Source organism: Evansella halocellulosilytica, assembly GCF_002335745.1.
In the GTDB taxonomy this organism is placed as follows: Bacteria; Bacillota; Bacilli; order Bacillales; family Salisediminibacteriaceae; genus Bacillus_CA; species Bacillus_CA halocellulosilytica.
In genome coordinates this window covers 427,680-449,588 of record NZ_NIST01000001.1, presented here as the reverse complement: position 1 = coordinate 449,588, position 21,909 = coordinate 427,680, and the positions used below count along the sequence as shown (strand labels likewise).

18 protein-coding genes are annotated in these 21,909 nt (G+C 39.7%); 9 read left to right on the top strand and 9 right to left on the bottom strand.

From position 1 onward, the window contains the following. Positions 1-39: 39 nt before the first annotated feature. Together mscL and CD001_RS02000 are read left to right on the top strand one after the other, a co-directional pair. Entirely contained in the window at positions 40-531 is a 492-nt protein-coding gene (gene mscL, locus CD001_RS02005) for a large conductance mechanosensitive channel protein MscL (RefSeq protein ID WP_096185966.1), read from the top strand. Positions 532-738: 207 nt separating this feature from the next. Beyond that, positions 739-1,887 carry a thiolase family protein gene (locus CD001_RS02000; RefSeq protein WP_096185965.1) on the top strand — a complete coding sequence of 383 codons (1,149 nt, stop codon included), beginning with the start codon at positions 739-741 and terminating at the stop codon, positions 1,885-1,887. A gap of 132 nt (positions 1,888-2,019) precedes the next feature. Here the strand turns inward: CD001_RS02000 and nikC are convergent, their stop codons facing one another. From nikC to CD001_RS01975, 5 genes are all read right to left on the bottom strand, one after another. Continuing rightward, the gene (gene nikC, locus CD001_RS01995) at positions 2,020-2,907 is read right to left on the bottom strand and encodes a nickel transporter permease (protein WP_096190461.1); all 888 of its coding nucleotides are present in this window, start codon (positions 2,905-2,907) and stop codon (positions 2,020-2,022) included. Between the two features lie 51 nt (positions 2,908-2,958). Beyond that, positions 2,959-3,960, bottom strand: a complete 1,002-nt coding sequence (locus CD001_RS01990; protein WP_096185964.1) for an ABC transporter permease — start codon at positions 3,958-3,960, stop codon at positions 2,959-2,961. Positions 3,961-4,077: 117 nt separating this feature from the next. Continuing rightward, the gene (locus CD001_RS01985; protein ID WP_096185963.1) at positions 4,078-5,778 is read right to left on the bottom strand and encodes an ABC transporter substrate-binding protein; all 1,701 of its coding nucleotides are present in this window, start codon (positions 5,776-5,778) and stop codon (positions 4,078-4,080) included. Between the two features lie 49 nt (positions 5,779-5,827). Next, the gene (locus CD001_RS01980) at positions 5,828-6,811 is read right to left on the bottom strand and encodes an ABC transporter ATP-binding protein (protein ID WP_096185962.1); all 984 of its coding nucleotides are present in this window, start codon (positions 6,809-6,811) and stop codon (positions 5,828-5,830) included. Further along, on the bottom strand, positions 6,804-7,820 hold the full coding sequence (locus CD001_RS01975; protein WP_096185961.1) for an ABC transporter ATP-binding protein: 1,017 nt from the start codon (positions 7,818-7,820) through the stop codon (positions 6,804-6,806). Before CD001_RS01975 ends, CD001_RS01980 begins: the two co-directional genes overlap by 8 nt. Before the next feature lie 600 nt (positions 7,821-8,420). Here CD001_RS01975 and CD001_RS01970 point away from each other — a divergent pair. From CD001_RS01970 to CD001_RS01940, 7 genes are all read left to right on the top strand, one after another. Continuing rightward, positions 8,421-9,458, top strand: a complete 1,038-nt coding sequence (locus CD001_RS01970) for an ArsR/SmtB family transcription factor (RefSeq protein ID WP_096185960.1) — start codon at positions 8,421-8,423, stop codon at positions 9,456-9,458. A gap of 98 nt (positions 9,459-9,556) precedes the next feature. Beyond that, a complete protein-coding gene (locus CD001_RS01965) occupies positions 9,557-10,831 on the top strand; it encodes an MFS transporter (protein ID WP_096185959.1) in 1,275 nt (424 codons plus the stop codon). A gap of 273 nt (positions 10,832-11,104) precedes the next feature. Next, positions 11,105-12,019 (top strand): nuclease-related domain-containing protein, encoded by a 915-nt coding sequence (locus CD001_RS01960; RefSeq protein ID WP_096185958.1) that lies wholly within the window; start codon positions 11,105-11,107, stop codon positions 12,017-12,019. A gap of 1,285 nt (positions 12,020-13,304) precedes the next feature. Continuing rightward, a complete protein-coding gene (gene pxpB / locus CD001_RS01955; RefSeq protein WP_096185957.1) occupies positions 13,305-14,054 on the top strand; it encodes a 5-oxoprolinase subunit PxpB in 750 nt (249 codons plus the stop codon). A gap of 41 nt (positions 14,055-14,095) precedes the next feature. Continuing rightward, the gene (locus tag CD001_RS01950; protein ID WP_257009959.1) at positions 14,096-14,809 is read left to right on the top strand and encodes a LamB/YcsF family protein; all 714 of its coding nucleotides are present in this window, start codon (positions 14,096-14,098) and stop codon (positions 14,807-14,809) included. Continuing rightward, on the top strand, positions 14,806-15,771 hold the full coding sequence (locus CD001_RS01945; protein WP_096185955.1) for a 5-oxoprolinase subunit C family protein: 966 nt from the start codon (positions 14,806-14,808) through the stop codon (positions 15,769-15,771). Before CD001_RS01950 ends, CD001_RS01945 begins: the two co-directional genes overlap by 4 nt. A 20-nt stretch (positions 15,772-15,791) precedes the next feature. Further along, positions 15,792-16,172, top strand: coding sequence for a RidA family protein (locus CD001_RS01940; RefSeq protein WP_096185954.1), 381 nt, complete (start codon positions 15,792-15,794; stop codon positions 16,170-16,172). 174 nt (positions 16,173-16,346) lie between these two features. On the opposite strand, the gene CD001_RS01935 is transcribed toward CD001_RS01940, so the two are convergent. From CD001_RS01935 to CD001_RS01915, 4 genes are all read right to left on the bottom strand, one after another. Beyond that, on the bottom strand, positions 16,347-17,705 hold the full coding sequence (locus tag CD001_RS01935) for a YjiH family protein (RefSeq protein WP_257009685.1): 1,359 nt from the start codon (positions 17,703-17,705) through the stop codon (positions 16,347-16,349). A 187-nt stretch (positions 17,706-17,892) separates the two neighbouring features. Next, positions 17,893-19,260, bottom strand: a complete 1,368-nt coding sequence (locus CD001_RS01930; protein WP_096185953.1) for an alanine/glycine:cation symporter family protein — start codon at positions 19,258-19,260, stop codon at positions 17,893-17,895. A gap of 548 nt (positions 19,261-19,808) precedes the next feature. Further along, positions 19,809-20,864, bottom strand: coding sequence for an ABC transporter ATP-binding protein (locus CD001_RS01920; RefSeq protein ID WP_218839232.1), 1,056 nt, complete (start codon positions 20,862-20,864; stop codon positions 19,809-19,811). 13 nt (positions 20,865-20,877) lie between these two features. Continuing rightward, positions 20,878-21,909 (bottom strand): ABC transporter ATP-binding protein, encoded by a 1,032-nt coding sequence (locus CD001_RS01915; RefSeq protein ID WP_096185951.1) that lies wholly within the window; start codon positions 21,907-21,909, stop codon positions 20,878-20,880.

Genomic DNA, 21,909 nt, shown 5'->3' with positions numbered 1-21,909 from the left:
TACAAGTAAATTAGACAAGCTTGAATCGGGAGGTTAACGATGTCTTTTTTTCAAGGATTTAAGGAATTTGCAGTAAGGGGAAATGTCGTCGATATGGGAATCGGTGTCATTATCGGTGCAGCGTTTGGGAATATTGTTACTTCATTTGTATCGGACGTATTAATGCCGCCATTAGGTCTTATTTTAGGAAAGGTTAATTTTTCGAATTTATATATCAACTTGTCAGGCCGACAATACCGCAGCTTAGCTGAAGCAAAAGAAGCTGGTGCGGCAACGATTAATTATGGGATGTTTATTGAGGCTGTTTTACATTTTGTTATTATTGCATTTGCAGCATATGTCGTCATTATTCAAATGAATAAGCTTCGAAGAGTTCCAATGGCAGCAACAAAACAAAAGACATGTCCTCACTGTTTTTCGGATATCCCGATGAGAGCATTGAGATGCCCTAACTGTACATCAAAATTAGAGGAATATCGGCCAATGAGACATGCGAGAAAGGATACTCACATTCGAATTCAATCTCGATAGGGCAAATAAAAGCAACCTGAAATGGGAAATAATTTATTCAACGGTCAACCTACGAAATGAATCATATAACATGTCACTGTCTACATTCACGAAATAAAGGATATGAAACAGTCACTGTTTTTTTACCTAAAAAATAGCAGGATTTTTTAGATGGAAAATATAATTACTTAGAGTACACACACGTATTCGTTTTAGGAGGGGGAAATCATGAAAGAAACGGTCATCATAGAAGCAGTTCGAACGCCAATTGGCAGAAGGAAAGGGAAATTAAGCGGAATTCGTCCAGACGAATTGTTGGCAACGACGTTAAGGGGGCTGGCTGAAAGGGCGGATGTCGATTCAGCGTTAATCGAAGATGTCATTGCGGGCTGTGTAACACAAGCAGGGGAACAAGCTGCAGATATTGCTCGCACTGCCGCATTGATGGCAGGATACCCGGAAACCGTACCAGGTGTTACAATTGACCGGCAATGTGGATCAAGCCAACAGGCCGTTCATTTTGCTTCACAGGCCATTGAAAGTGGTGATATGGACGTCGTTGTAGCAGCAGGGGTTGAAAGCATGACACGGGTTCCGATGTTTTCTGCGATGCAAGGCACAAAGCACAGTCCACTTCTTACTGAAAAATATGAAATGATTAATCAAGGGTTATCGGCAGAACGGATTGCTGAAAAATGGGGTATGACAAGGCAAGAGCTAGATGAGTTTTCATGGAAGAGTCATCAGAAAGCGGTTAAGGCAATGAAAAATGGAGCATTTAAAAACGAAATATTGCCAGTTGAAGTGTTGCTTGAAGACGGTCGTAAGGAATGGATGTATGATGACGAAGGACCACGTGAAGACACTTCAGTCGAAAAGCTGAGTGAATTAAAAACGGTTTTTAAAGAAGATGGAGTCATTACAGCGGGAAATGCTTCACAAATTAGTGACGGAGCGTCTGCCTTACTGTTAATGGAGCGTAAAAAAGCAGAAGAGCTAGGCTTTAAGCCGAAATTCCGTGTCGTTGCAAGGAGTGTCGTTGGATCAGATCCGACTTTGATGCTGACAGGTCCCATTCCGGCTACTGAAAAAGTACTAAAAAAAGCAGGACTTACGATAGAAGATATGGATTTATATGAAATCAATGAAGCTTTTGCACCTGTTCCGCTCGTTTGGCAGAAAGAAATGAAAGCAGATATTGAAAGGTTGAATGTACACGGGGGGGCGATTGCATTAGGCCACCCATTAGGTGCAAGTGGAACGAGAGTGATGGCGACATTGGTTCATGCCCTTGAGCGAACAGGTCGAAAATATGGACTGCAAGCAATTTGTGAAGGGTTTGGTATGGCAAACGCAACGATTATTGAACGATTATAATCGAGATATTAATGTAATAGTGAAGAGTGGAAGGCGTCCGCCTAAAAAGTTGTAAATAAAATAAAGGCAATATAAAAAAGGGGCTGTTGAGACTTACTCAACAGCCTGAAAAACTAGGTTCAGCATATGAACCTAGTTTTTCATTTTTGGATCTAATGCATCACGTAAGCCATCACCAATCATATTAAAGCCGAGCACGACGAGCATGATTGAAAGGCCTGGAAATAGGACGGTCCATGGTGCACTTTGGATATACTGACGTGCATCTGAAAGCATCCGTCCCCACTCAGGGGTAGGAGCTTGTGCACCTAATCCTAAAAAGCCAAGTGCAGCAGCTTCTAATATTGCAGTACCAAACCCGAGTGTAGCTTGAACGATAATCGGTCCTAAACTGTTTGGTAGGACGTGATGGAACAAAATACGACCACTTTTCATTCCTTGGGCTTTAGCTGCCAAAATATACTCTTCTTGTCTGATGGAAATAACCTTTGACCGGACGAGGCGGCCAAATATCGGGATATTAATAATTGCAATCGCGATGAGAGCATTTTGTAAAGATGGCCCTAAAATCGCAACAATAGCAATAGCTAAAAGAATACTAGGAAAAGCTAGCATAATATCGAATATCCGAGAGATAAGCATATCAACCCAACGTCTGTAATAACCTGCAAGAACACCTAACAATGTTCCGAAAATAAGAGCACCTGTGACAGCAAAAAATCCAACCATTAAAGAAATTCGGGCTCCATAAACAATTCTCGTAAAGATATCTCTACCTAAATCATCCGTACCGAACCAATATTGGGAGGATGGAGGATGAAGCCTGTCTGCAGCATTGATTGTTGAGTATGTATTACTCGTTAAGTATGGTGCAACCAAAGCGATAATGATAAAAAATAGAATAATCATAAGGCCGATAATAGCTAACTTATTTTTTCTTAGCTGCCAATATGCCTCTTTCCAAGGTGAAACAGCTTCTTCACTAATGCTTTCTGAATTCTGGTGCTCTGGACCTGGCATTGGTTGTTTTTTTGTTGGAACTGTTTCCATATCATTGCTCCTCCTTTCCTCTTAGTATTTTATCCGAGGATCAATGTAGCTGTATAAAAGGTCCACAATTAAATTAATGAAGACGAACATCGTAGCAATAACTAAAATTCCAGACTGTATCACAGGATAGTCTCGATTTCCAATAGCTTCAAATACATAACGACCTATTCCTGGCCAGCTAAAAATCGTTTCTGTTAATATCGCTCCGCCAAGTAGGGTTCCAGTTTGAAGTCCAACGACGGTTAGCACTGGGATAACTGCATTTTTAAAACCATGTCGGTAAATGACAGAAAAAGTTTTTGAACCTTTTGCTTCGATTGTCCGGATGTAATCAGAACGTAAAACTTCTAGCATACTTGAACGTGTCATACGTGCAATGATTGCCATCGGAATGGTTCCTAGTGCGATACCTGGTAGAATTAAATGTTTAAAAGATGTCCACATTTGATCAAGACGACCATTTAATAATGAGTCAAGTACATTTAAATTTGTAATTGAGATTACGGGATCGCGAGGATTTTCTCTCCCAAATGCAGGTAGCCAGCCAAGTTCTTGTGCGAACCACCATTGTTGCATAAGTCCGAGCCAAAAAATGGGCATGGAGACACCGATGAGTGCAATAAGCATACTCACATAATCAAACCAAGAATTTTGCTTCCAGGCACTAATAATTCCAGCATTCACCCCAATAATGACGGCAAAAATCATTGCGAATATTGTTAACTCTATCGTTGCGGCTAAATATGGCCACATTTCTTGAGAGATTGAATTATTTGTCCTGAGAGAGGTCCCTAAATCCCCTTGAACAAGTCCGAGCATATATTGTCCGTATTGAACAAAGTATGGTTCGTTTAATCCTAATCGCTCCTCCAGGTCTGCAATTGCTTGGGGAGTCGCTTGTTCCCCTAAAATTGTTTGAGCAGGGTTACCTGGAATGAGGTGTACAATTGAAAAGGTGATTAAGGACATTCCAATAAGTACAGGTATCAGCAAGAGCAATCTTCGTATTGTATATGAAATCATATCCTTCACCTCTTGTTTGAATACGGGTACATTTGATTACGGTTAGTTTTTTAGTTCAAAAAATTCACAAAATAACGAGGAGAAGGGGCGGTTATATCGCCCCAATACTCCACTTAATTATTCAGTTAAATATACGTTGAGTAATGTTTCACTCGTTGATGGGTGTGGCACATAGTCATGAACGCGTTCATTTCCAGCAAGTGCTGGTATAGAGTGAACGAGAGGGATGTGAGGAGCATCCTCATGGATCAGCTGTTGAGCTTCCATATATAGGTCAGCTCTCACATCTTCATCGACGTTTCTTTTAGCTTCGTCAATTAAACTGTCCACATCATCATTTGAATACCGTTTCCGGTTACCACCTGGGATTGCATCACTGTGTAACAAGTTCGCAAGGAAGTAATCGGGATCTCCGTTTACACCTGACCAACCAAGCATAAAGACATCCTGTTCACCTTGTTCAGTGAGTTCAAGGTATGTCGCCCATTCATGAGTGACGATATTCGCTGTTAGACCGATTTCTTCAAAGTTCGCTTGCATTACTTCAGCAGCACGTTCTGGGTCTGGCATATAAGGGCGTGCTACAGGCATTGTCCAAAGATCAAATTCAAAACCGTCACTATAACCAGCTTCTTCAAGAAGCTCCGTCGCTCTATCAGGGTCATAATCATAAGGGTCAACCTCATCGTTATAGCCTAGGTACCCTGGTGGAACAGCATTTTTCGCAGGCTCAGCTAACCCTGCATATAGTAATGTGATCAGTGACTCTTTGTCGATAGCATGATTCATAGCTTGACGGACTAATGGGTCATCGAAAGGTTCTTTTTCAACGTTAAATCCAAGATAACCAATATTGTTGGTTGCACGCTCGAATACTTGTAACCCATCTTCGGCATTAATCGCCTCAACATCATCCGGGTTTAACCCATCCATAATGTCGATTTGACCAGAACGCAATGCTGTTAAGCGTGCGGAGTTATCTGGGATTACTTGGAAGATAACACTGTCAAGCTTTGGCAAGCCTTCTTGCCAGTAATCTTCGTATTTCTCGAGAACAATACTGTCATCTCGATCCCAGCTGACGAATTTGAATGGACCTGTACCGACAGGGTTTTCGTTAATATCACTTCCGTATTCTTCAAATGCAGCAGGGGAAGTAATAGCGAAGTAGCTCATCCCCATATTTTGTAAGAATGATCCTAAAGGTTCGTTTAATACAAATTCGATTTCATGATCACCGAGGACATTAATCTCTTCGATGACATGGCCATCATCACCGGCAAATCCTCCAAACTGTGTACCGTACACACTGTACGTATAACCTTCATCAGCAAAATGGTACTCATGTTCAGGGTCTGCCCAGCGCTCAAAATTGGTTTTTACAGCTTCTGCATTAAAGTCAGTCCCATCATGGAACGTAACTCCTTCTCTTAGATGAAAAACGAATCGAAGCCCATCGTCATCCACTTCCCAGTCATGTGCAAGACCAGGGCCAATTTCAAATGAATCTTCATCAAATTCTAGCAACGTTTCGAAAATCTGTTTTGTAACGCGAGAAGACTCCCCATCTGTTACACTTGCATAGTCAAGACTGACTGAATCCCCGCCACGGGCAAAGATAAGTGTTTGGTCACCAGATGCTTCACCACCAGCGTCTTCACCTTCATCTGCTTCGTCGTCTTCACTAGCTCCATCGTCATCTGTTACCTCATCATTCGTGTCATCTGCATCAGCAGGTTCGTCACTATCCCCGCCACATGCTGCTAATACGAAGATGAGTACGAGTGATAAGAGCAGCAACAAAAGACTTTTCCTCATTTTTTTCTCCCCCTTTATTCATTTTCATTTTAAATGAAACTTGTAGCTGTCAGGATGTTGGTTCATCACCGTAAAGATGACAAGCTACAAAGTGTTTATCTCTCATTTCTTGAAACTCTGGGCGTACGGCTTTGCAAATATCCATTGCCTCCGGACAGCGTGTATGGAATGCACATCCTGTAGGAGGGTTTGATGGACTCGGTACATCGCCCTCAAGTATCATTTGCTCTCGTTTATAATCCGGATCTGGATCTGGAATGGCAGAGAGTAATGACTTTGTATATGGGTGGAGCGGATTTTCATAAAGGTCTTCATTGTTCGATAATTCAACCATTCTTCCCAAATACATGACACCAATACGGTGGCTTATATGTTTTACAACACTAAGGTCGTGTGCGATAAAAATATAGGTTAAACCAAATTGTTCCTGTAAGTCTTCCATCAAGTTTAATATTTGTGACTGGATGGAAACATCAAGTGCTGAAACGGGTTCATCACAAATAATTAACTTTGGATTTACGATTAAAGCACGTGCAATACCAATGCGTTGCCGCTGGCCGCCGCTGAATTGGTGAGGATAACGTTTAGCATGTTCCTTCGATAATCCGACAACTTCTAATATTTCATGTACCTTCTTTAGACGTTCTTTTGCGTTTCCGATCCCGTGAACGATTAACGGTTCACCAAGGATTTTTTCAATTTTATGCCTAGGGTTTAAAGATGCATAAGGATCTTGGAAAATAATTTGCATATCCCGTCTCATTTTACGCATCTCTTCATCTGAGAGACTCGTAATATCTTTTCCGTCGTAAACGACCTCACCTTCAGTAGGTTCAATGAGGCGCAAAAGCGTCTTTCCAGTTGTAGACTTTCCACAGCCGGATTCACCGACTATGCCAAGTACTTCTTTTTCATATACATCAAAGGAAACGTCATCAACGGCTTTTACTTCACCGATTTTTCGTGATAATACTCCTCCGGTAACATCAAAATATTTTTTTAGTTTCTTTACTTCTAATAATGGCTTAGACATGAGTAACCTCCTCTTTTTCGTAGAGGAAGCAGCGGCATTGATGCCCCTCAGAAAGGTCTAGCAGTTCTGGATTTTCATTAAGGCAACGTTCAAAAACATCTTCACAACGTGCAGCAAATCTGCATCCTTGTTTAATCGCCCCTGGTTTAGGGACGTTTCCTGGAATAGAATACAGTCGCTTTTCCCGTTTACTAATTTTAGGTAAAGACCGGATAAGACCTTTTGTATAAGGGTGTTTTGGGTTTTTTAAAATTGTACGCACGTCGCCCTCTTCGACAACTTTTCCTGCATACATGACGACAACTCTGTCACACATTTCAGCTACAACCCCAAGATCATGAGTAATGAGCATAATAGCTGTTCCTTGCTCTTTATTTAACTTTTTCATTAATGCAAGAATTTGTGCTTGGATTGTCACATCAAGTGCTGTCGTAGGTTCATCAGCAATTAAGACTTCAGGGTCACATGACATAGCAATGGCAATCATCACTCGCTGGCGCATTCCTCCGGATAATTGGTGTGGATATTCATCAACAATTTCCTCTGCACGTGGAATGCCAACTAGTTTGAGCATGTCAATCGCTTTTTGGCGAGCTTCCTTTTTTGATAGTTTGAAGTGGTTTTTTAACGCTTCAATAATTTGGAAGCCGATTGTATAGAGCGGGTCTAAAGAAGTCATTGGTTCCTGGAAAATCATTGCGATTTGATTTCCGCGAATTTTCCTCATTCTTTTTTTACTTACTTTTACGAGGTCTTCTTCCTGTTCATCTTCAGTGGAATTTTTTTGCCGAAAGAGAATTTGTCCACCGACAATTTTCCCTGGTGGATTCGGAACAAGTCCCATAACAGACAAGGAGGTAACACTTTTTCCACACCCGGATTCACCAACAATACCTAGTACTTCTCCACTATGTATGTCGAAACTCACATCATCAACTGCTGGAACCTCTCCCCGATCAGTAAAAAAGTGTGTTTTTAAATTGCGCACATCTAAAACTGGCTTCGTCATATCCTTAATCACTCCAGTGTTTTTATAAAATATGTACATGTTGAAAAGGATCAAAGTCAGGGGAAAGCTTATGTATTTATCTTTGATCTCATATTAGTAGATACATCAATGTTCTTAGACAAAGCGGTTATAGGCAAAAATGTCTAAAAAGATGAATCATCAACGTTTACTAAGGTGTATTTTCATAGTCTGTAACAATAACTCTATATGGCAAGATTTTTTATTTGTATAGTGAATTACGTGCTGCATCAGCGGTTTTAAAATTCTGAAAAGTCTAACGGTTTATAATGTAAATTACTATACTGGGCGCAATAAATCAACAGAAAATTATAAATTTTGTAAAACAAATTTTCTATACAAATAGACTTGCTAAATATTTTATTAAGAAATTGAATTTTTAGAAGAAAATTCAGAAATTTCCTTTCAGCCTCTTCATTTTTTCAATAAATATGGAAGAATCCACCTAAACTAGTTAGAAAAGACCATTTGTAAAAATACTGAAAATATTTTAGATATTCGATTGACATCGAATGTGCTTTTTGTATAAAATACTATTATCATCGAAAGTGACATTCGAAATGGACAGGTAGGGGTGTTTACATGAAATATAACTTGTATTTTGAACAATCAACAGTAGCTGAACTGTTAGCGAGTATGTTGAGAGTCGTCTCACACAATAAAATAGTTGAAAATGAAGAGCATCGTCCTCATATATTGCCTGAAATTGATGTGTGGGTAAAAGAGATGAATGAGAAGCTGCCGGATGAGATAAAAGAAGAGTTACATACTTTTTTTGATAGTGAAAGTTATTTAGGTGTTACGTTATTATCTCCAGCGGTGGAAAAAGGTGTTTATAAAGATGTTCATTCCTTTATTAGTATGTTGCATCAAATGCCGATTGACGAACTGTTTTATCATTTCACCCATGCAGGCTATAGCCCATCAGAACAATTGGACAGTTATGATGATCCGGAGAAAGTGATTCCATTTCTTGATAAATTAAATCTTCCTCTTAGTGAAAGATGGAAGTTAAGCTACTTAATTTTTGATGGGGAACGAACGAAAAAACGATTTATCCAATTGATCGAAAGATTTTATTATCAATACTTTCAACCCTTCGAAGAAAAGGTGTTAAATGTACAAAAAGAATTTTTAAACGAACTTGAGGGTGGAGTGAAAAGTGGGCAAGGTGGATATTTGAATGACCTGCTCATTCAATATGGAGTTGAAAACGAGTTCGATGGTGATGTTTATATTTTATCCTCCTATTTTCATGACACAGGATTGATGTTTTCACAACTTAATGAGCCGGCTTTGACAACAGTCATATTAGGTACTCGACATATCGAAACGTTCTTCATGAGTAGAGGGGATAAAGAGGTTTTAGATGCTGTGCGAGTTATGACTGATGAAAGGCGTTATAAAATATTGAACACATTGAAACAGAAGCCGCGATACGGATACGAGCTTGCTCAAGAGTTGGGAGTATCCAATTCTACGATGTCCCACCACCTTAGTTCGTTAGTATCACAGCACTTAGTGAAAGCCGTTCGTAAGGAGAATAAAGTGTATTACGAAGTGAACCGCGGTGAAGTTCAAAGTATATTAAAACAGCTGGAAAAGATGTTAATTGAATAAATGTGAAAAGGATGATGGCAATGCCATCTATTCTTTTGGATGAACATTCGATATATATCGAATGTCATATACTATAAAAATATGTGGAGTGAGAGGATATGGCTGAAAAAGCAGCAATAAGTGAACAGGAAGTTCGAATTGAACAGAAAGTCAGGTCAGTATTTAAAGAATATCGTTTTGTTCTGTTGTTTTTAACGTTACTTGTTTCTAGTTTTAGTGTTTCCTTTTTTATGCTTGCAACGAATTGGTATGTTGTTGACTATTTGAATATGGAAGCGATGCTTGGTCTCGTTTTCTTTGCTTCATCTGTTCCGAGACTGGTATTTATGCTAATTGGCGGTGTTATTGCCGACAGGATAAGTAAAGCTTGGATTATGTTTCTTTCAGATGTCACGAAAGGAGTACTCTTATTTGGTGTCATTGGTTTACTCGTATATGATATTTTGTCTATTTGGCCACTTGTCGCATTGTCTTTTCTATTTGGCGTGTTGGATGCATTCTTTTGGCCAGCAAGTAGTGCAGTTCTTCCGGAAACAGTTAAACAAGAACAACTGACACGAGCTAATTCGATCGTCAATATGACGAGACAAATTTCATTAATTGCCGGACCAGTTTTAGCAGCAGCTATGCTAGCGTTTGGAGGATATGTCTTTATATTTGCAATAACAGCGCTCACATTACTTATCGCTGGATTCATTGATGTCCTGTTAAAAAGAAAAGAAAACGAAGAACGTGAGGTTCAAGTACAAGAAACCGAGGGAGGAAGTGTTTTTAACTCGATGAAAGAGGGGTTTCAATATGTAAAAGGTCACTCATTTTTAGTTACATTAATGATATCTGCGGTCTTCTTAAACTTGTTTTTTACAGGGCCAATTATGCTCGGTCTCCCGATATTTGCGATGAATGTCCTTCATGGAAATGAACTAACTTACAGTTATTTAAGTGGAGGAATTGCAGGAGGGATGGTTCTTGGTGCAATGTTAATTGGGATACTAAATGTTCAAAAAAAGCGAGGATTTATCTCAATATTAGGTATTGCTGTTCTAGGCCTGTTTTTCATAGGGTTAAGTGTATCTTCGAATTTTTGGATGAGTCTGACGTTCGTGATCTTAATAGGAATGGCTTCAAGTGCCGCAAATGTTCCACTATTTGCTGTCATTCAGCACTATACGAAAAAGGAATATTTAGGGAGAGTCATGAGTTTGACTACTTTTGCAGCGATGGGATTAGTACCTATCTCATATTTAATGACCTCGCTCTTCATTGCGATGAATATTTCAATAGAAATGATAATGTTAGGAAGTTCTATATGTTTAACACTCGTATGTTTCACCATCCTTTTTAAAGCGAAAGCACTCCGGGCCATTGATTAATGAAATTTGTGAGAGCGGATAACGTGGAGAGAATCTCAAGTAACAGACTAAATAAAAAAGAATCTCAAAAGTTCACAAAATTGTCAGGGACCTGGTCCCCGACAATTTTTGCTAAACATTTAGATCTCTAGACGTTCTCCTGTTTTTCAACGTTATTTTAACTCTTTATTCCAAGTGTCCGGCTTTTTCCTATTCTGAATGAAGTAGTTTAGCTTGTCATTGCGTTTCAGAAGAGCTATGATGTAGTGAAAGTAAAAAAGGGGGGATGTATTATTGATTATAAAAAGTCGTTATGAATCACAAGAATTAAAGGATTTGAGGTCTTTAAATGTACGTATGAATTTAGAACCACAAGCGAGAAAGAACTATTTAAACCTTGAAAAGGGCTACAGAGGGGAGCGGAAATTTGATGAATGGATATCACCACTTGCAAATGATAGACTTATTCTAAATGATTTATTACTCGAACATCATAATACGTTATTTCAGATTGACTCCTTATTAATATCCTCAAATTCAATTTCCCTTTTCGAAGTGAAAAACTATGAAGGTGACTTTTATATAAAAGAGGATGATTGGTATTCAATATCAAATGTAGAAATAAAGAATCCCTTACTTCAACTGAAAAGAAATGAATCCATATTTCGAGCGTTACTTCAAGAGCTTGGCTTCAACTTTTCAATAGAAGCTTATCTTATCTTCGTCAACCCCGAATTTCATTTATATCAATCTTCAAAGAATCTTCCTATTATTTTTCCAACACAGCTTAACCGTTTTATCCAAAAAATTAAAAAGAGGCCAGCAAATTTAAATGAATCACACAAAAAGTTAGCAGATCAATTATTATCTATTTATTTAAAGGAAACACCCTACGATCGCTTACCTGAATATTGCTATGATGACCTTGAAAAAGGGATACTATGTCCACTATGTTATTCTTTGAATATTTCATTTACAAAAAGAACATTCATCTGTAATGATTGTGGAGGTAGGGAAGATTATAAAACAGGTATCATACGCAGCATCAAAGAATTTAATGCCCTATTTCCAAATAGAAGCATAACCCCATACCAAATATATGACTGGTGTAAACTAATTAAAAATGTTAAGACAATACGAAAGGTCCTTTCGAACAACTTTAAACGGATCGAGTCTGCGAAATCATCTTACTATGGGATAGAGGATTAACCTCTGTAAGAAAACTAGTTAATAGTACCGCCAAAAGAAGATTCTGAGCTCCTTGACGGTAGGAAAGCTGGTAATAGTACCGTCAAAAGAAGATTCTGAGTTCCTTGACGGTATGAAAAGTATTAAAAGTACCGTCAAGAGAAGATTCTGAGTTCCTTGACGGTATGAAAAGCAGAAAAAGTACAGTCAAGAGGAGATTCTGAGACCCTTGGCGGTATGAAAATCGGTAAAAGTACCGTCAAGAGGAGATTCTGAGACCCTTGGCGGTATGAAAATCGGTAAAAGTACCGTCAAGAGGAGATTCCGAGTTCCTTGACGGTATGAAAATCGGTAAAAGTGCCGTCAAGAGAAGGTTTCGAGACCCTTGGCGGTATGAAAATCGGTAAAAGTGCCGTCAAGAGAAGATTCTGAGTTCCTTGACGGTATGAAAAGCAGAAAAAGTACCGTCAAGAGAAGATTTCGAGACCCTTGACGGTATAAAAAGCAAAAAAAGTACCGTCAAGAGAAGATTCTGAGCTCCTTGACGGTATGAAAAGCAGAAAAAGTACCGTCAAGAGAAGATTCCGAGTTCCTTGACGGTATGAAAAGCAGAAAAAGTACAGTCAAGAGGAGATTCCGAGTTCCTTGACGGTATGAAAAGCAGAAAAAGTACCGTCAAGAGAAGGTTTCGAGACCCTTGGCGGTATGAAAATCGGTAAAAGTGCCGTCAAGAGGAGAAGTTGTGCAGCTTGACGGTATGAAAATCGGTAAAAGTACCGTCAAGAGGAGATTCCGAGTTCCTTGACGGTATGAAAAGCAGAAAAAGTACCGTCAAGAGAAGGTTTCGAGACCCTTGGCGGTATGAAAATCGGTAAAAGTGCCGTCAAGAGAAGATTCTGAGTTCCTTGACGGTATGAAAAGCAGAAAAAGTACCGTCAAGAGAAGATTTCGAGACCCTTGACGGTATAAAAAGCAGAAAAAGTACCGTCAAGAGGAGATTCCGAGTTCCTTGACGGTATGAAAATCGGTAAAAGTGCCGTCAAGAGAAGATTCTGAGTTCCTTGACGGTATGAAAAGCAGAAAAAGTACCGTCAAGAGAAGATTTCGAGACCCTTGACGGTATAAAAAGCAGAAAAAGTACCGTCAAGAGGAGAAGTTGTGCAGCTTGGCGGTATGAAAAGCAGAAAAAGTACCGCCAAAAAGAGATGTCAAAAGAAGACTCTGATCCCCCTTGGTGGGTTGTAAAAAAGCACAGTTGATTGATCATTGTTATAATAGGGGAAAATAAAGTCGGGGGTGAGAATCTATGACAGAGGCATTATCAATTTCACCACTCGGAGATAATGGTATTCGTATTGAATTCGGATTAGAAGTCTCAATGCAAGTAAATGATCGTGTACATTCTTTTGCAGCATCCATACAACAACATCCGTTCAAAGGGTTTGTTGAACTCGTTCCTGCATATACAAGTGTAACGATTTATTATAATCCTTTATTGATTCGCTATGAAATTGTGAAAGAATATTTGATCAATCGGTTGAAAAGAAACGATGGAAAATCTCATCAACATCACTGTGTTATTACCTTGCCAGTGTATTATGGAAAAGAAGCGGGGCCGGATTTACGGTATGTTTCTGAGTACCATCGTTGTTCTGAAGAAAAAGTCATTGAATGGCATTCTAATTCTTCCTATCATGTATATATGATCGGCTTTCAGCCAGGCTTCCCATATTTAGGCGGTATGCTACCCAGTCTAGTGACCCCGAGAAAACGTGAGCCAAGAAAGTACGTTGCAGCAGGATCTGTTGGTATCGCTGGAGCGCAAACAGGCGTATATCCGCTAGACAGTCCTGGCGGATGGCAGATTATCGGAAAGACCCCTGTAAAGTTATTTGATTTAAGAAATGATATGCCGTTTTTGATTAAAGCAGGTGATAAAATCCGATTTAAACCAATTGACAAGGAAGAATTCGAATATATCCAGCAAAATGTTGAGTCGGGTACGTTCAAACCTAAAATTACGAGAGGGGGAGGTAAAAAGTGGGGAAAACGATAGATTTAAACTGTGACCTAGGAGAAAGCTTCGGTCACTACAAAATGGGTGAGGATGAACAAGTGTTACATTATGTGACGTCTGCAAATGTTGCTTGCGGATTTCATGCAGGTGATTATAATGTGATGCATAAAACTGTAAAAATAGCTGCTGAAAAAGGGGTTGCCATCGGTGCACATCCAGGCCTTCCTGACTTAGCGGGATTCGGCAGACGTTATATGGAGGTTTCATCCGATGATGTATATAATATGATCGTTTATCAAATAAATGCATTAAAAGGCTTTACACATTTGTACGGTACGAAGTTACATCATGTGAAGCCGCATGGAGCTCTTTACAATATGGCAGCGAAAGATCCAATAATCGCTGAAGCAATTGTAAATGCTCTTAAAAGCACCGATGAATCTCTAATATTATACGGTTTAGCGAACAGCGAGCTTGTGAAGACAGGTAAAGCTGCAGGGCTGACTGTGGCGGAAGAAGTATTTGCCGACCGTACATATGAAGCGGATGGAACACTAACTCCAAGAAATCAAGAACATGCTGTTATTCATGACCCGAAAAAAGCAAAGGAACAAGCACTGCAAATGGCGAAAATGAATACGGTAACGGCAGTTGATGGAACAGAGATCCCTATTCAAGCAGATACTTTATGTGTACACGGAGATGGAGCGCAAGCACTTAGCTTTGTGAAAGAACTTAGGCAGCTTTTTATGAACGAAGAGATCAGACTAGAAACAATCGGTGAGAGACGATGAGGAAAGCCTTTCATGTCATAGAGCCAGGATTACATACTACGATTCAGGATATTGGGCGTTATCATTACCAACAATTTGGCGTGGCACCTTCTGGAGCAATGGATGAAGATGCACTTCAAATGGGCAATCTTTTGTTAGGAAATAAGCAATCTGCTGCTGGTCTTGAAATTACGATGGTTGGTCCAAGTTTAAAAGCTGAAAGTGACTTAATGATTTGTATAACAGGGGCGGACCTTAATCCAACGATTGATCATGAACCTGTCGGAACGTGGTGTAAAATGTTTATGAGAGAAGGACAGACCTTACGATTTGGAAAACCTGCAGAAGGGGCAAGGGCTTATTTAACAGTTGCAGGAGGGTTCTCTGTAAAAAAAGTGATGGGAAGCAGCTCGACGTACACTGCTGGAAAATTCGGAGGTTATGAAGGCAGAACATTAAAATCAGGTGACTCATTAATATGCAATTCAAGTCAATTCTCTTATAATAAAAAAAGAAGGATTCATAGCGCCCGACTCTCTCACTCGATGATTCCAACGTACAAGTCCCATCAATTGGTTCGAGTTATTCCTGGGCCACAAGCCCATATGTTTACAGAAGATGCAATTCATACATTTTATTCTGCATCATATAAAGTCAGCCCAAATTCAAACCGAATGGGTTATCGTTTGGAAGGAAGTTCGTTAGCGCATATCGGAGAACACGAGATTGTCACTGATGCAGTTGCAAAAGGTTCAATACAAGTGCCAGGGAATGGCCAGCCAATTGTGCTAATGGCTGACAGGCAAACGACAGGCGGCTATCCAAAGATCGCAAACGTCATATCAGCTGATTTGTGGAAAATTGCTCAATTATTACCTGGTCACACGGTATCATTTCAAAAAACATCAGTAGGACAAGCACACGAAGCGTTACGAATTCGAGCAGAGCAACAAAGGCAAATTCAATTATTACATGGAAAGTAAATAAAGGAGGCAAACAAATAATGGAGAAAAAAATTGTACAAACGAATGAGGCACCAAGTGCAATCGGTCCATATTCACAAGCAGTGATCTCGGGGGATATCGTTTACTCGTCAGGGCAAATCGGTTTAGATCCAGAAACAGGTGAAATGAAAGAAGGACTGGAAGCACAAACGAAACAAGTTTTCGCCAATGTAAAAGCTGTATTGCAGGCGGCGAACTGTTCGATGAATGATGTCATAAAAGTGACTGTGTTTATGAAAGATATGAATGACTTTGTACGAGTAAACGAGTTGTACGCTGAACAATTTGAAGAGCCGTATCCAGCACGAAGCGCTGTTGAAGTAGCACGGCTGCCAAAGGATGCATTAGTTGAGGTAGAGGTTATCGCGAGAAAAGGATAAGATATATGAAAAGGATCAGGCAGATTGTTGCCTGATCCTTTCTATCAATTCATAAGGTAACTAAAGCACAAGTAGATATTTTGACGAAATCAAGAATACCTACAACGGAATTTGCGAGCGCTGCACCCCATACAACTCATTCTATCAAAAAGCCATATATCTTTATTAGTTTTATTAAAAGATGATATGTGCAATCAATGTAATGATCGGCAATGTAATTAACGTACGTTCAATAAAAATAATTAAAAGATCTTTGAAGTTGATTGGAATCTTCGAACCTAATAATACTCCACCGACTTCAGATAAATAGATGAGCTGAGTGACTGATACACAGGCAATAATAAATCGCGTCATCTCACTTTCGATACCACTAGCGAAGATAGCTGGTAGAAACATATCAGCAAAGCCAACAACGAGCGTTTCTGCGGCTGCACTTGCTTCTGGAACACGCATAGCTTCTAAAATTGGCACGAAAGGAGTACCGAGCCATGTGAATACCGGTGTAAATTCAGCAATAATGACTGCAATCGTACCAAATGCCATTACAACTGGTGCTACTCCGACAAGCATATCGAGGACATTTTTAGATCCATCTTTAAAGAAGCCAACGAAACTCGTATTTTTATCAGCACGTTCTCTAGCTTTTTTAAAACCCCAACTGAATGGGTTGTAGCCAGAAGGAATTGACTCGTCCAATTTTCCTTCGTTGCCGCTCACATACTCACTTTTCTTACGAGAAAGCGGTGGAATACGGGGCATAATGAGGGCTGCGATTAACCCTGAAATAAAGACCGTAAAATAAAAAGGAACAAACATATGGTCAAGGCCGACCTCGGTTATGACGACGAGTGAAAACGTAATCGAAACGACTGAAAATGTCGTACCAATAACCGCTGCTTCTCGCTTTGAATAGTAGCCTTCTTCGTATTGTTTATTCGTTAATAATACACCGATTGTTCCGTCGCCAAGCCATGATGTCAAGGAATCAATCGATGAACGGCCTGGTAACGTAAATAACGGACGCATTAATTTCGTTAACAAAGAGCCGAAAAATTCTAGTAAACCGAAGTTTAATAGTAGTGGCAAGAAAAGTCCGGCAAATAAAAAGACCGCAAAAAGCGTAGGAAGTAAGCTCCCGAGAAGAAGTCCTCCCGTATCCGCATCATGTACCCACTCAGGACCAATTTGATAAAGCGTCATAAAAGCTAATACAGCAGCAATGATTCGTACGATAAACCAAAATGGATGAATATCGAATAAGTTCTTAAAAAACGTACTATCTTCTAATGCTGATGGGCGAAATCCTTTATGAATAATCACTCCTAGGACGCTCAATAAAATAATATAAGCCATAATTGTTGGTAGAGCGGCACTTAGAAGGTCTTCTAATCCTCCAGATAAAAGCGCAATCGGAATCGTAATTCCTTCCTCTGTTGGAATAGGCATCATAAATAATCCGATACCTAATAAGGACGGAATAATAAACTTCCATATGCTTGCTGAAGACTGCTGTTCGTGATGTTTTGATTCCAAGATGGTCACCTCTCCTAATAAATATTCAATGATTTTAATTTTAATGCATAACTATAAAATGATCAACTATAGTATTTGACGTTCATGATTATAAATCCTTGTTTTTGTCTACATTCTTTTAAATATGTATAAATTACCAATAAATGAAGGCACCACCCGTTCAAGGTGGCGCCTTAGGAACGATCGGTCATTGATTTTCGGAATGTGGATCTTTCTTCTGCAGCTTTTCTTCTCTCGCCACTTTAAGGAAGCGGTGGGTCTCTGAAACAACGACACCTGCTAAACCGAGAAGTCCGATTAAGTTAGGGACTGCCATGAGACCATTCATAATGTCTGCAAAACCCCATACAACATCGATTTTACCAATTGCTCCGGCAAAAATTAAGATAACGAAGAGAAAGCGATAATATTTTACATACTCTTCTTTGAAGAGGTAACCGAAACATTTTTCTCCGTAATAGGACCATCCTAGAATGGTCGAAAACGCGAAGAAAGTTAGACCGACTGCTACGATCGTCGCACCTGTTCCGCCAAGGAAAAATTCGAATGTCGAAGAGGTTAAGTCAGCTCCCCGTAAAGCGCCTCCTGTATATAGGTCACCCATAACGATCGCAATTCCTGTGATTGAACAAACGACAATCGTGTCAATAAACACTTGTGTCATTGAAACGAGTGCTTGTCGACCAGGGTAGTCAGTTTTAGCTGCTGCAGCAGCAATAGGTGCAGAACCGAGACCGGCTTCGTTTGAAAATACACCTCTTGCGACACCCCAACGGATAACAGCTCCGATCGCACCCCCGGCAGCAGCTTGACCAGTAAAGGCGTCAGTGAATATTAACGAGACAGCTGCAGGAACAAGTTCCCAATTCGTGACAATGATGACGAGTCCCGCAATAATATAAAATAATGCCATAACAGGAACAAAATAAGCTGTTACTCGTCCGATTGCTTTAATACCGCCAAGAATGACAAGACCTGCAAGAACCATCAATACGAGGCCGGTTACCCAAGATGGAACATTAAAGCTGGCACTTAATGCATCTGACACTGAATTTGATTGAACGACGTTTCCAATTCCAAATGCAGCAAGTGCTCCAAAAATAGCAAATAAAACAGCTAACCATTTTAACTTTAGCCCTTTTTCAATGTAATACATTGGACCGCCTGAAAATTCGCCGTTTTTGTTTTGCACACGGTATTTAACGGCTAGAACAGCCTCTGCATATTTGGTCGCCATTCCAAATAAAGCAGAAATCCACATCCAGAAGACGGCCCCGGGTCCACCTAGGACAACAGCAGTTGCAACCCCGGCAATGTTACCAGTACCGATAGTTGCCGCCAGTGCAGTTGTAAGTGCTTGGAAATGTGTAATATCTCCTTTGGATTTTTTGTCTTGGGAACGTGGGCTAAATGCTAACTTTAATGCATAAGGTAATGTGCGAAATTGTAAAAATGCAAGTCTGAATGTTAAATAGATTCCAGTACCCATAATTAAAATGAGCATGGGCACACCCCAGACGACATCATTTACACTTTCAATAATGTTTTCGAGCATAAGATACCCCCTTTTTTCTATGATTATCTTATTATATAAAAAATTCAGAAAAAATAGAAACAAGTTTTCGAAAAAAAATATAAGAGATTTTATAACAAGACTACGTTCGTATAACAAAACTCTTGTTGTTGTCATCGGTTTTATTTGCGGACATCTGATCTCTTATTTGACAAAAAACGCCTTTCTCGCAACTTTCGAGGACACCTGTTCCGTTATTCACTCCAAAACATATGAAATCATTGACTTTTTGACTCAATAGCGGATCCTGTGACCTCCAATCTCCGAAAATTACCTCTTTTCGGGCATTTAGCGAACTCAGTGTCCGCATAGGTCTGCCTAGGTGCTCCAATAATCTGCTGTGATTTTTGGCGGACATCGGATTCGTTATTTAGTGAAAACATGAGAATCGTTCACCAAAATTGCATAGTAGTGGAACGTATGTCCGCGAAACTTCTATAGTTGAGCGTTATGGAAGTGGTAACGGAATAAGTGGCTTTTGAAACAAGACCGAAAGTACCACTATATGCAGCTCATTTAATGAATCATGGCTATTTGTTAAACAGTTCATCGCCGTTGTAGATGCAGGCACTAAATTGATCATCTCCAAGCTTTCGTAACTCATGGTCACACGTTTTGCATTCATCAGTCGCAAACGGACACCTTGGGGTAAAGCGGCACCCTTCGGGTAAATGGATTTGATCTGGTACTTCGTCAGTTACTTGCATCCTTTCACGAACGATATCAGGATCTGCCACAGGTACAGCAGAGAGAAGTGTTTTCGTGTAAGGGTGCTGAGGGTTATTAATTACTTCATTGACAGATCCGATTTCAACGATTTTCCCTAAATACATAATTGCGATGCGGTCGCATAAATATTTGATTGTCGAAAGGTCATGCGACACGTAAAGCATCGTTAAGCCCATTTCGGAACGTAGCCTTTTTAATAAATTTAAAATTCCTGCACGTATTGAGACATCGAGCATAGATACCGGCTCATCAGCTACGATGAATTTCGGATCATTTACGATGCCGCGGGCAATCGCAACGCGTTGCCGTTGCCCGCCACTAAGTTCGTGGGGGAAGCGTTGTAAATAATCTTGGGCTGGGCGGAGTTCAGCAATTTCTAATGCTTTAATGACACGATTCATAATTTGTTCCTGATCTTTCAGGCCTTGGATTTTTAATGGCTCAGCGATCGTTCTAAAAATGGTAAAACGCGGGTTTAACGTCTCGTAGGGATCTTGAAATATCATTTGTACATCTTTACGAAATTCCTTTTCTTTCTTGCCGCGAATCTTCGCGATATCTCTTCCATCGATAAAAATTTCACCAGCAGTCGGGTCTTGCAGGCGGATGAGTACTTCTCCAGTTGTTGTTTTTCCTGAGCCACTTTCACCGGCAAGTCCAAGTATTTCACCTTCGTTTATTTGTAAAGAAACATCATCAATTGCTTTTATTTTCGTTTCCGTTTTTTTAAATAAATCTTTAAATCCACTTCCTACATCGTAATACTTTTTCAGGTGGTTAATTTCAATGAATGGTTGTTTTTCTGAAACAGATTTATCTGCGTTTTGATCGATTTCTTTTACTGTTGTATTTAGCACAATCGATCCCTCCTTAAGACGTTTCGATCAGTTTTTCTTGTTGTTGATCCCATGTTGCAGATTTTGCGGCTTTTTCTCTAAACTCCGTCACTTTATCTGTATAATGGCAAGCAACAAAATGATCTTTATCAACTTCGACAGGCTCTGGGGTCTCGTTGCATTTATTTGTTGCGAATGGACAGCGTTCTTTAAATCGACAACCATCTTCAGGGTTGATCAACTTTGGTGGCGTGCCAGGTATAGAAATCAATTCGTCTCCCATATCAGTAATACTAGGAAACGCATTTTGCAAACCTAACGAATAAGGGTGATAAGGGTTTTTAAAGAAATCGCGTCTGTTTGCTTTTTCCATCATTTTCCCACCATACATGACAATAATAGTCGTACACGTCTCTGATACAACTGATATATCGTGTGTAATAAACACCATAGAGCTATTCATTTTTTTCTGAACTTGAATAATTTGGTTTAAAATTCTGTCTTGTACAACGACATCTAAAGCGGTTGTCGGTTCATCTGCAATAATAAGAGAAGGGTCATGAACGAGAGACATGGCAATGATTGCCCGTTGTTTCATACCGCCACTCATTTGGTGTGGATAGTCTTTTAGCCGCTTTTCTTCTAAGTTTACGAGATTAAACACGTCGGCTGCCCTTGCATACGCATCTTTTTTACTAACTTTATCATGTGTTTGAATCGCTTCAATAATTTGATCGCCAACAGTATATACTGGATTTAAGGCATTCATAGCACTTTGTGAAATCATAGAAATGTGCTTCCAGCGCAACTGACGGATTTGCTCATCTGTCATTGGGACAAGGTCATTTCCTTTAAAGATAATTTCTCCATTTGAAACGACCCCGTTTTCTGGAAGCAGTCTCATCAATGCTTTTGCTAATGTCGTTTTCCCGCAACCGCTTTCTCCGACTAAACCGAGGCGTTCTCCTTCTTCAAGTTTAAAATTGATATCACGAACGGCTTGGAGCGTTCCTTCTTTTGTCACATAGTCAATATTTAAATTGTTAACCTCCAATACTGCTGTCAC

What these genes read in the sequence shown, in the direction of transcription:
- CD001_RS01930 (WP_096185953.1), bottom strand. Translation starts at nt 19,260, where the DNA reads ATGCTCGAAAACATTATTGAAAGTGTAAATGATGTCGTCTGGGGTGTG.
- CD001_RS01985 (WP_096185963.1), bottom strand. Translation starts at nt 5,778, where the DNA reads ATGAGGAAAAGTCTTTTGTTGCTGCTCTTATCACTCGTACTCATCTTC.
- CD001_RS01945 (WP_096185955.1), top strand. Translation starts at nt 14,806, where the DNA reads ATGAGGAAAGCCTTTCATGTCATAGAGCCAGGATTACATACTACGATT.
- CD001_RS01980 (WP_096185962.1), bottom strand. Translation starts at nt 6,811, where the DNA reads ATGTCTAAGCCATTATTAGAAGTAAAGAAACTAAAAAAATATTTTGAT.
- CD001_RS01950 (WP_257009959.1), top strand. Translation starts at nt 14,096, where the DNA reads ATGGGTGAGGATGAACAAGTGTTACATTATGTGACGTCTGCAAATGTT.
- CD001_RS01975 (WP_096185961.1), bottom strand. Translation starts at nt 7,820, where the DNA reads ATGACGAAGCCAGTTTTAGATGTGCGCAATTTAAAAACACACTTTTTT.
- CD001_RS01990 (WP_096185964.1), bottom strand. Translation starts at nt 3,960, where the DNA reads ATGATTTCATATACAATACGAAGATTGCTCTTGCTGATACCTGTACTT.
- mscL (WP_096185966.1), top strand. Translation starts at nt 40, where the DNA reads ATGTCTTTTTTTCAAGGATTTAAGGAATTTGCAGTAAGGGGAAATGTC.
- CD001_RS01970 (WP_096185960.1), top strand. Translation starts at nt 8,421, where the DNA reads ATGAAATATAACTTGTATTTTGAACAATCAACAGTAGCTGAACTGTTA.
- pxpB (WP_096185957.1), top strand. Translation starts at nt 13,305, where the DNA reads ATGACAGAGGCATTATCAATTTCACCACTCGGAGATAATGGTATTCGT.
- nikC (WP_096190461.1), bottom strand. Translation starts at nt 2,907, where the DNA reads ATGCCAGGTCCAGAGCACCAGAATTCAGAAAGCATTAGTGAAGAAGCT.
- CD001_RS02000 (WP_096185965.1), top strand. Translation starts at nt 739, where the DNA reads ATGAAAGAAACGGTCATCATAGAAGCAGTTCGAACGCCAATTGGCAGA.
- CD001_RS01940 (WP_096185954.1), top strand. Translation starts at nt 15,792, where the DNA reads ATGGAGAAAAAAATTGTACAAACGAATGAGGCACCAAGTGCAATCGGT.
- CD001_RS01965 (WP_096185959.1), top strand. Translation starts at nt 9,557, where the DNA reads ATGGCTGAAAAAGCAGCAATAAGTGAACAGGAAGTTCGAATTGAACAG.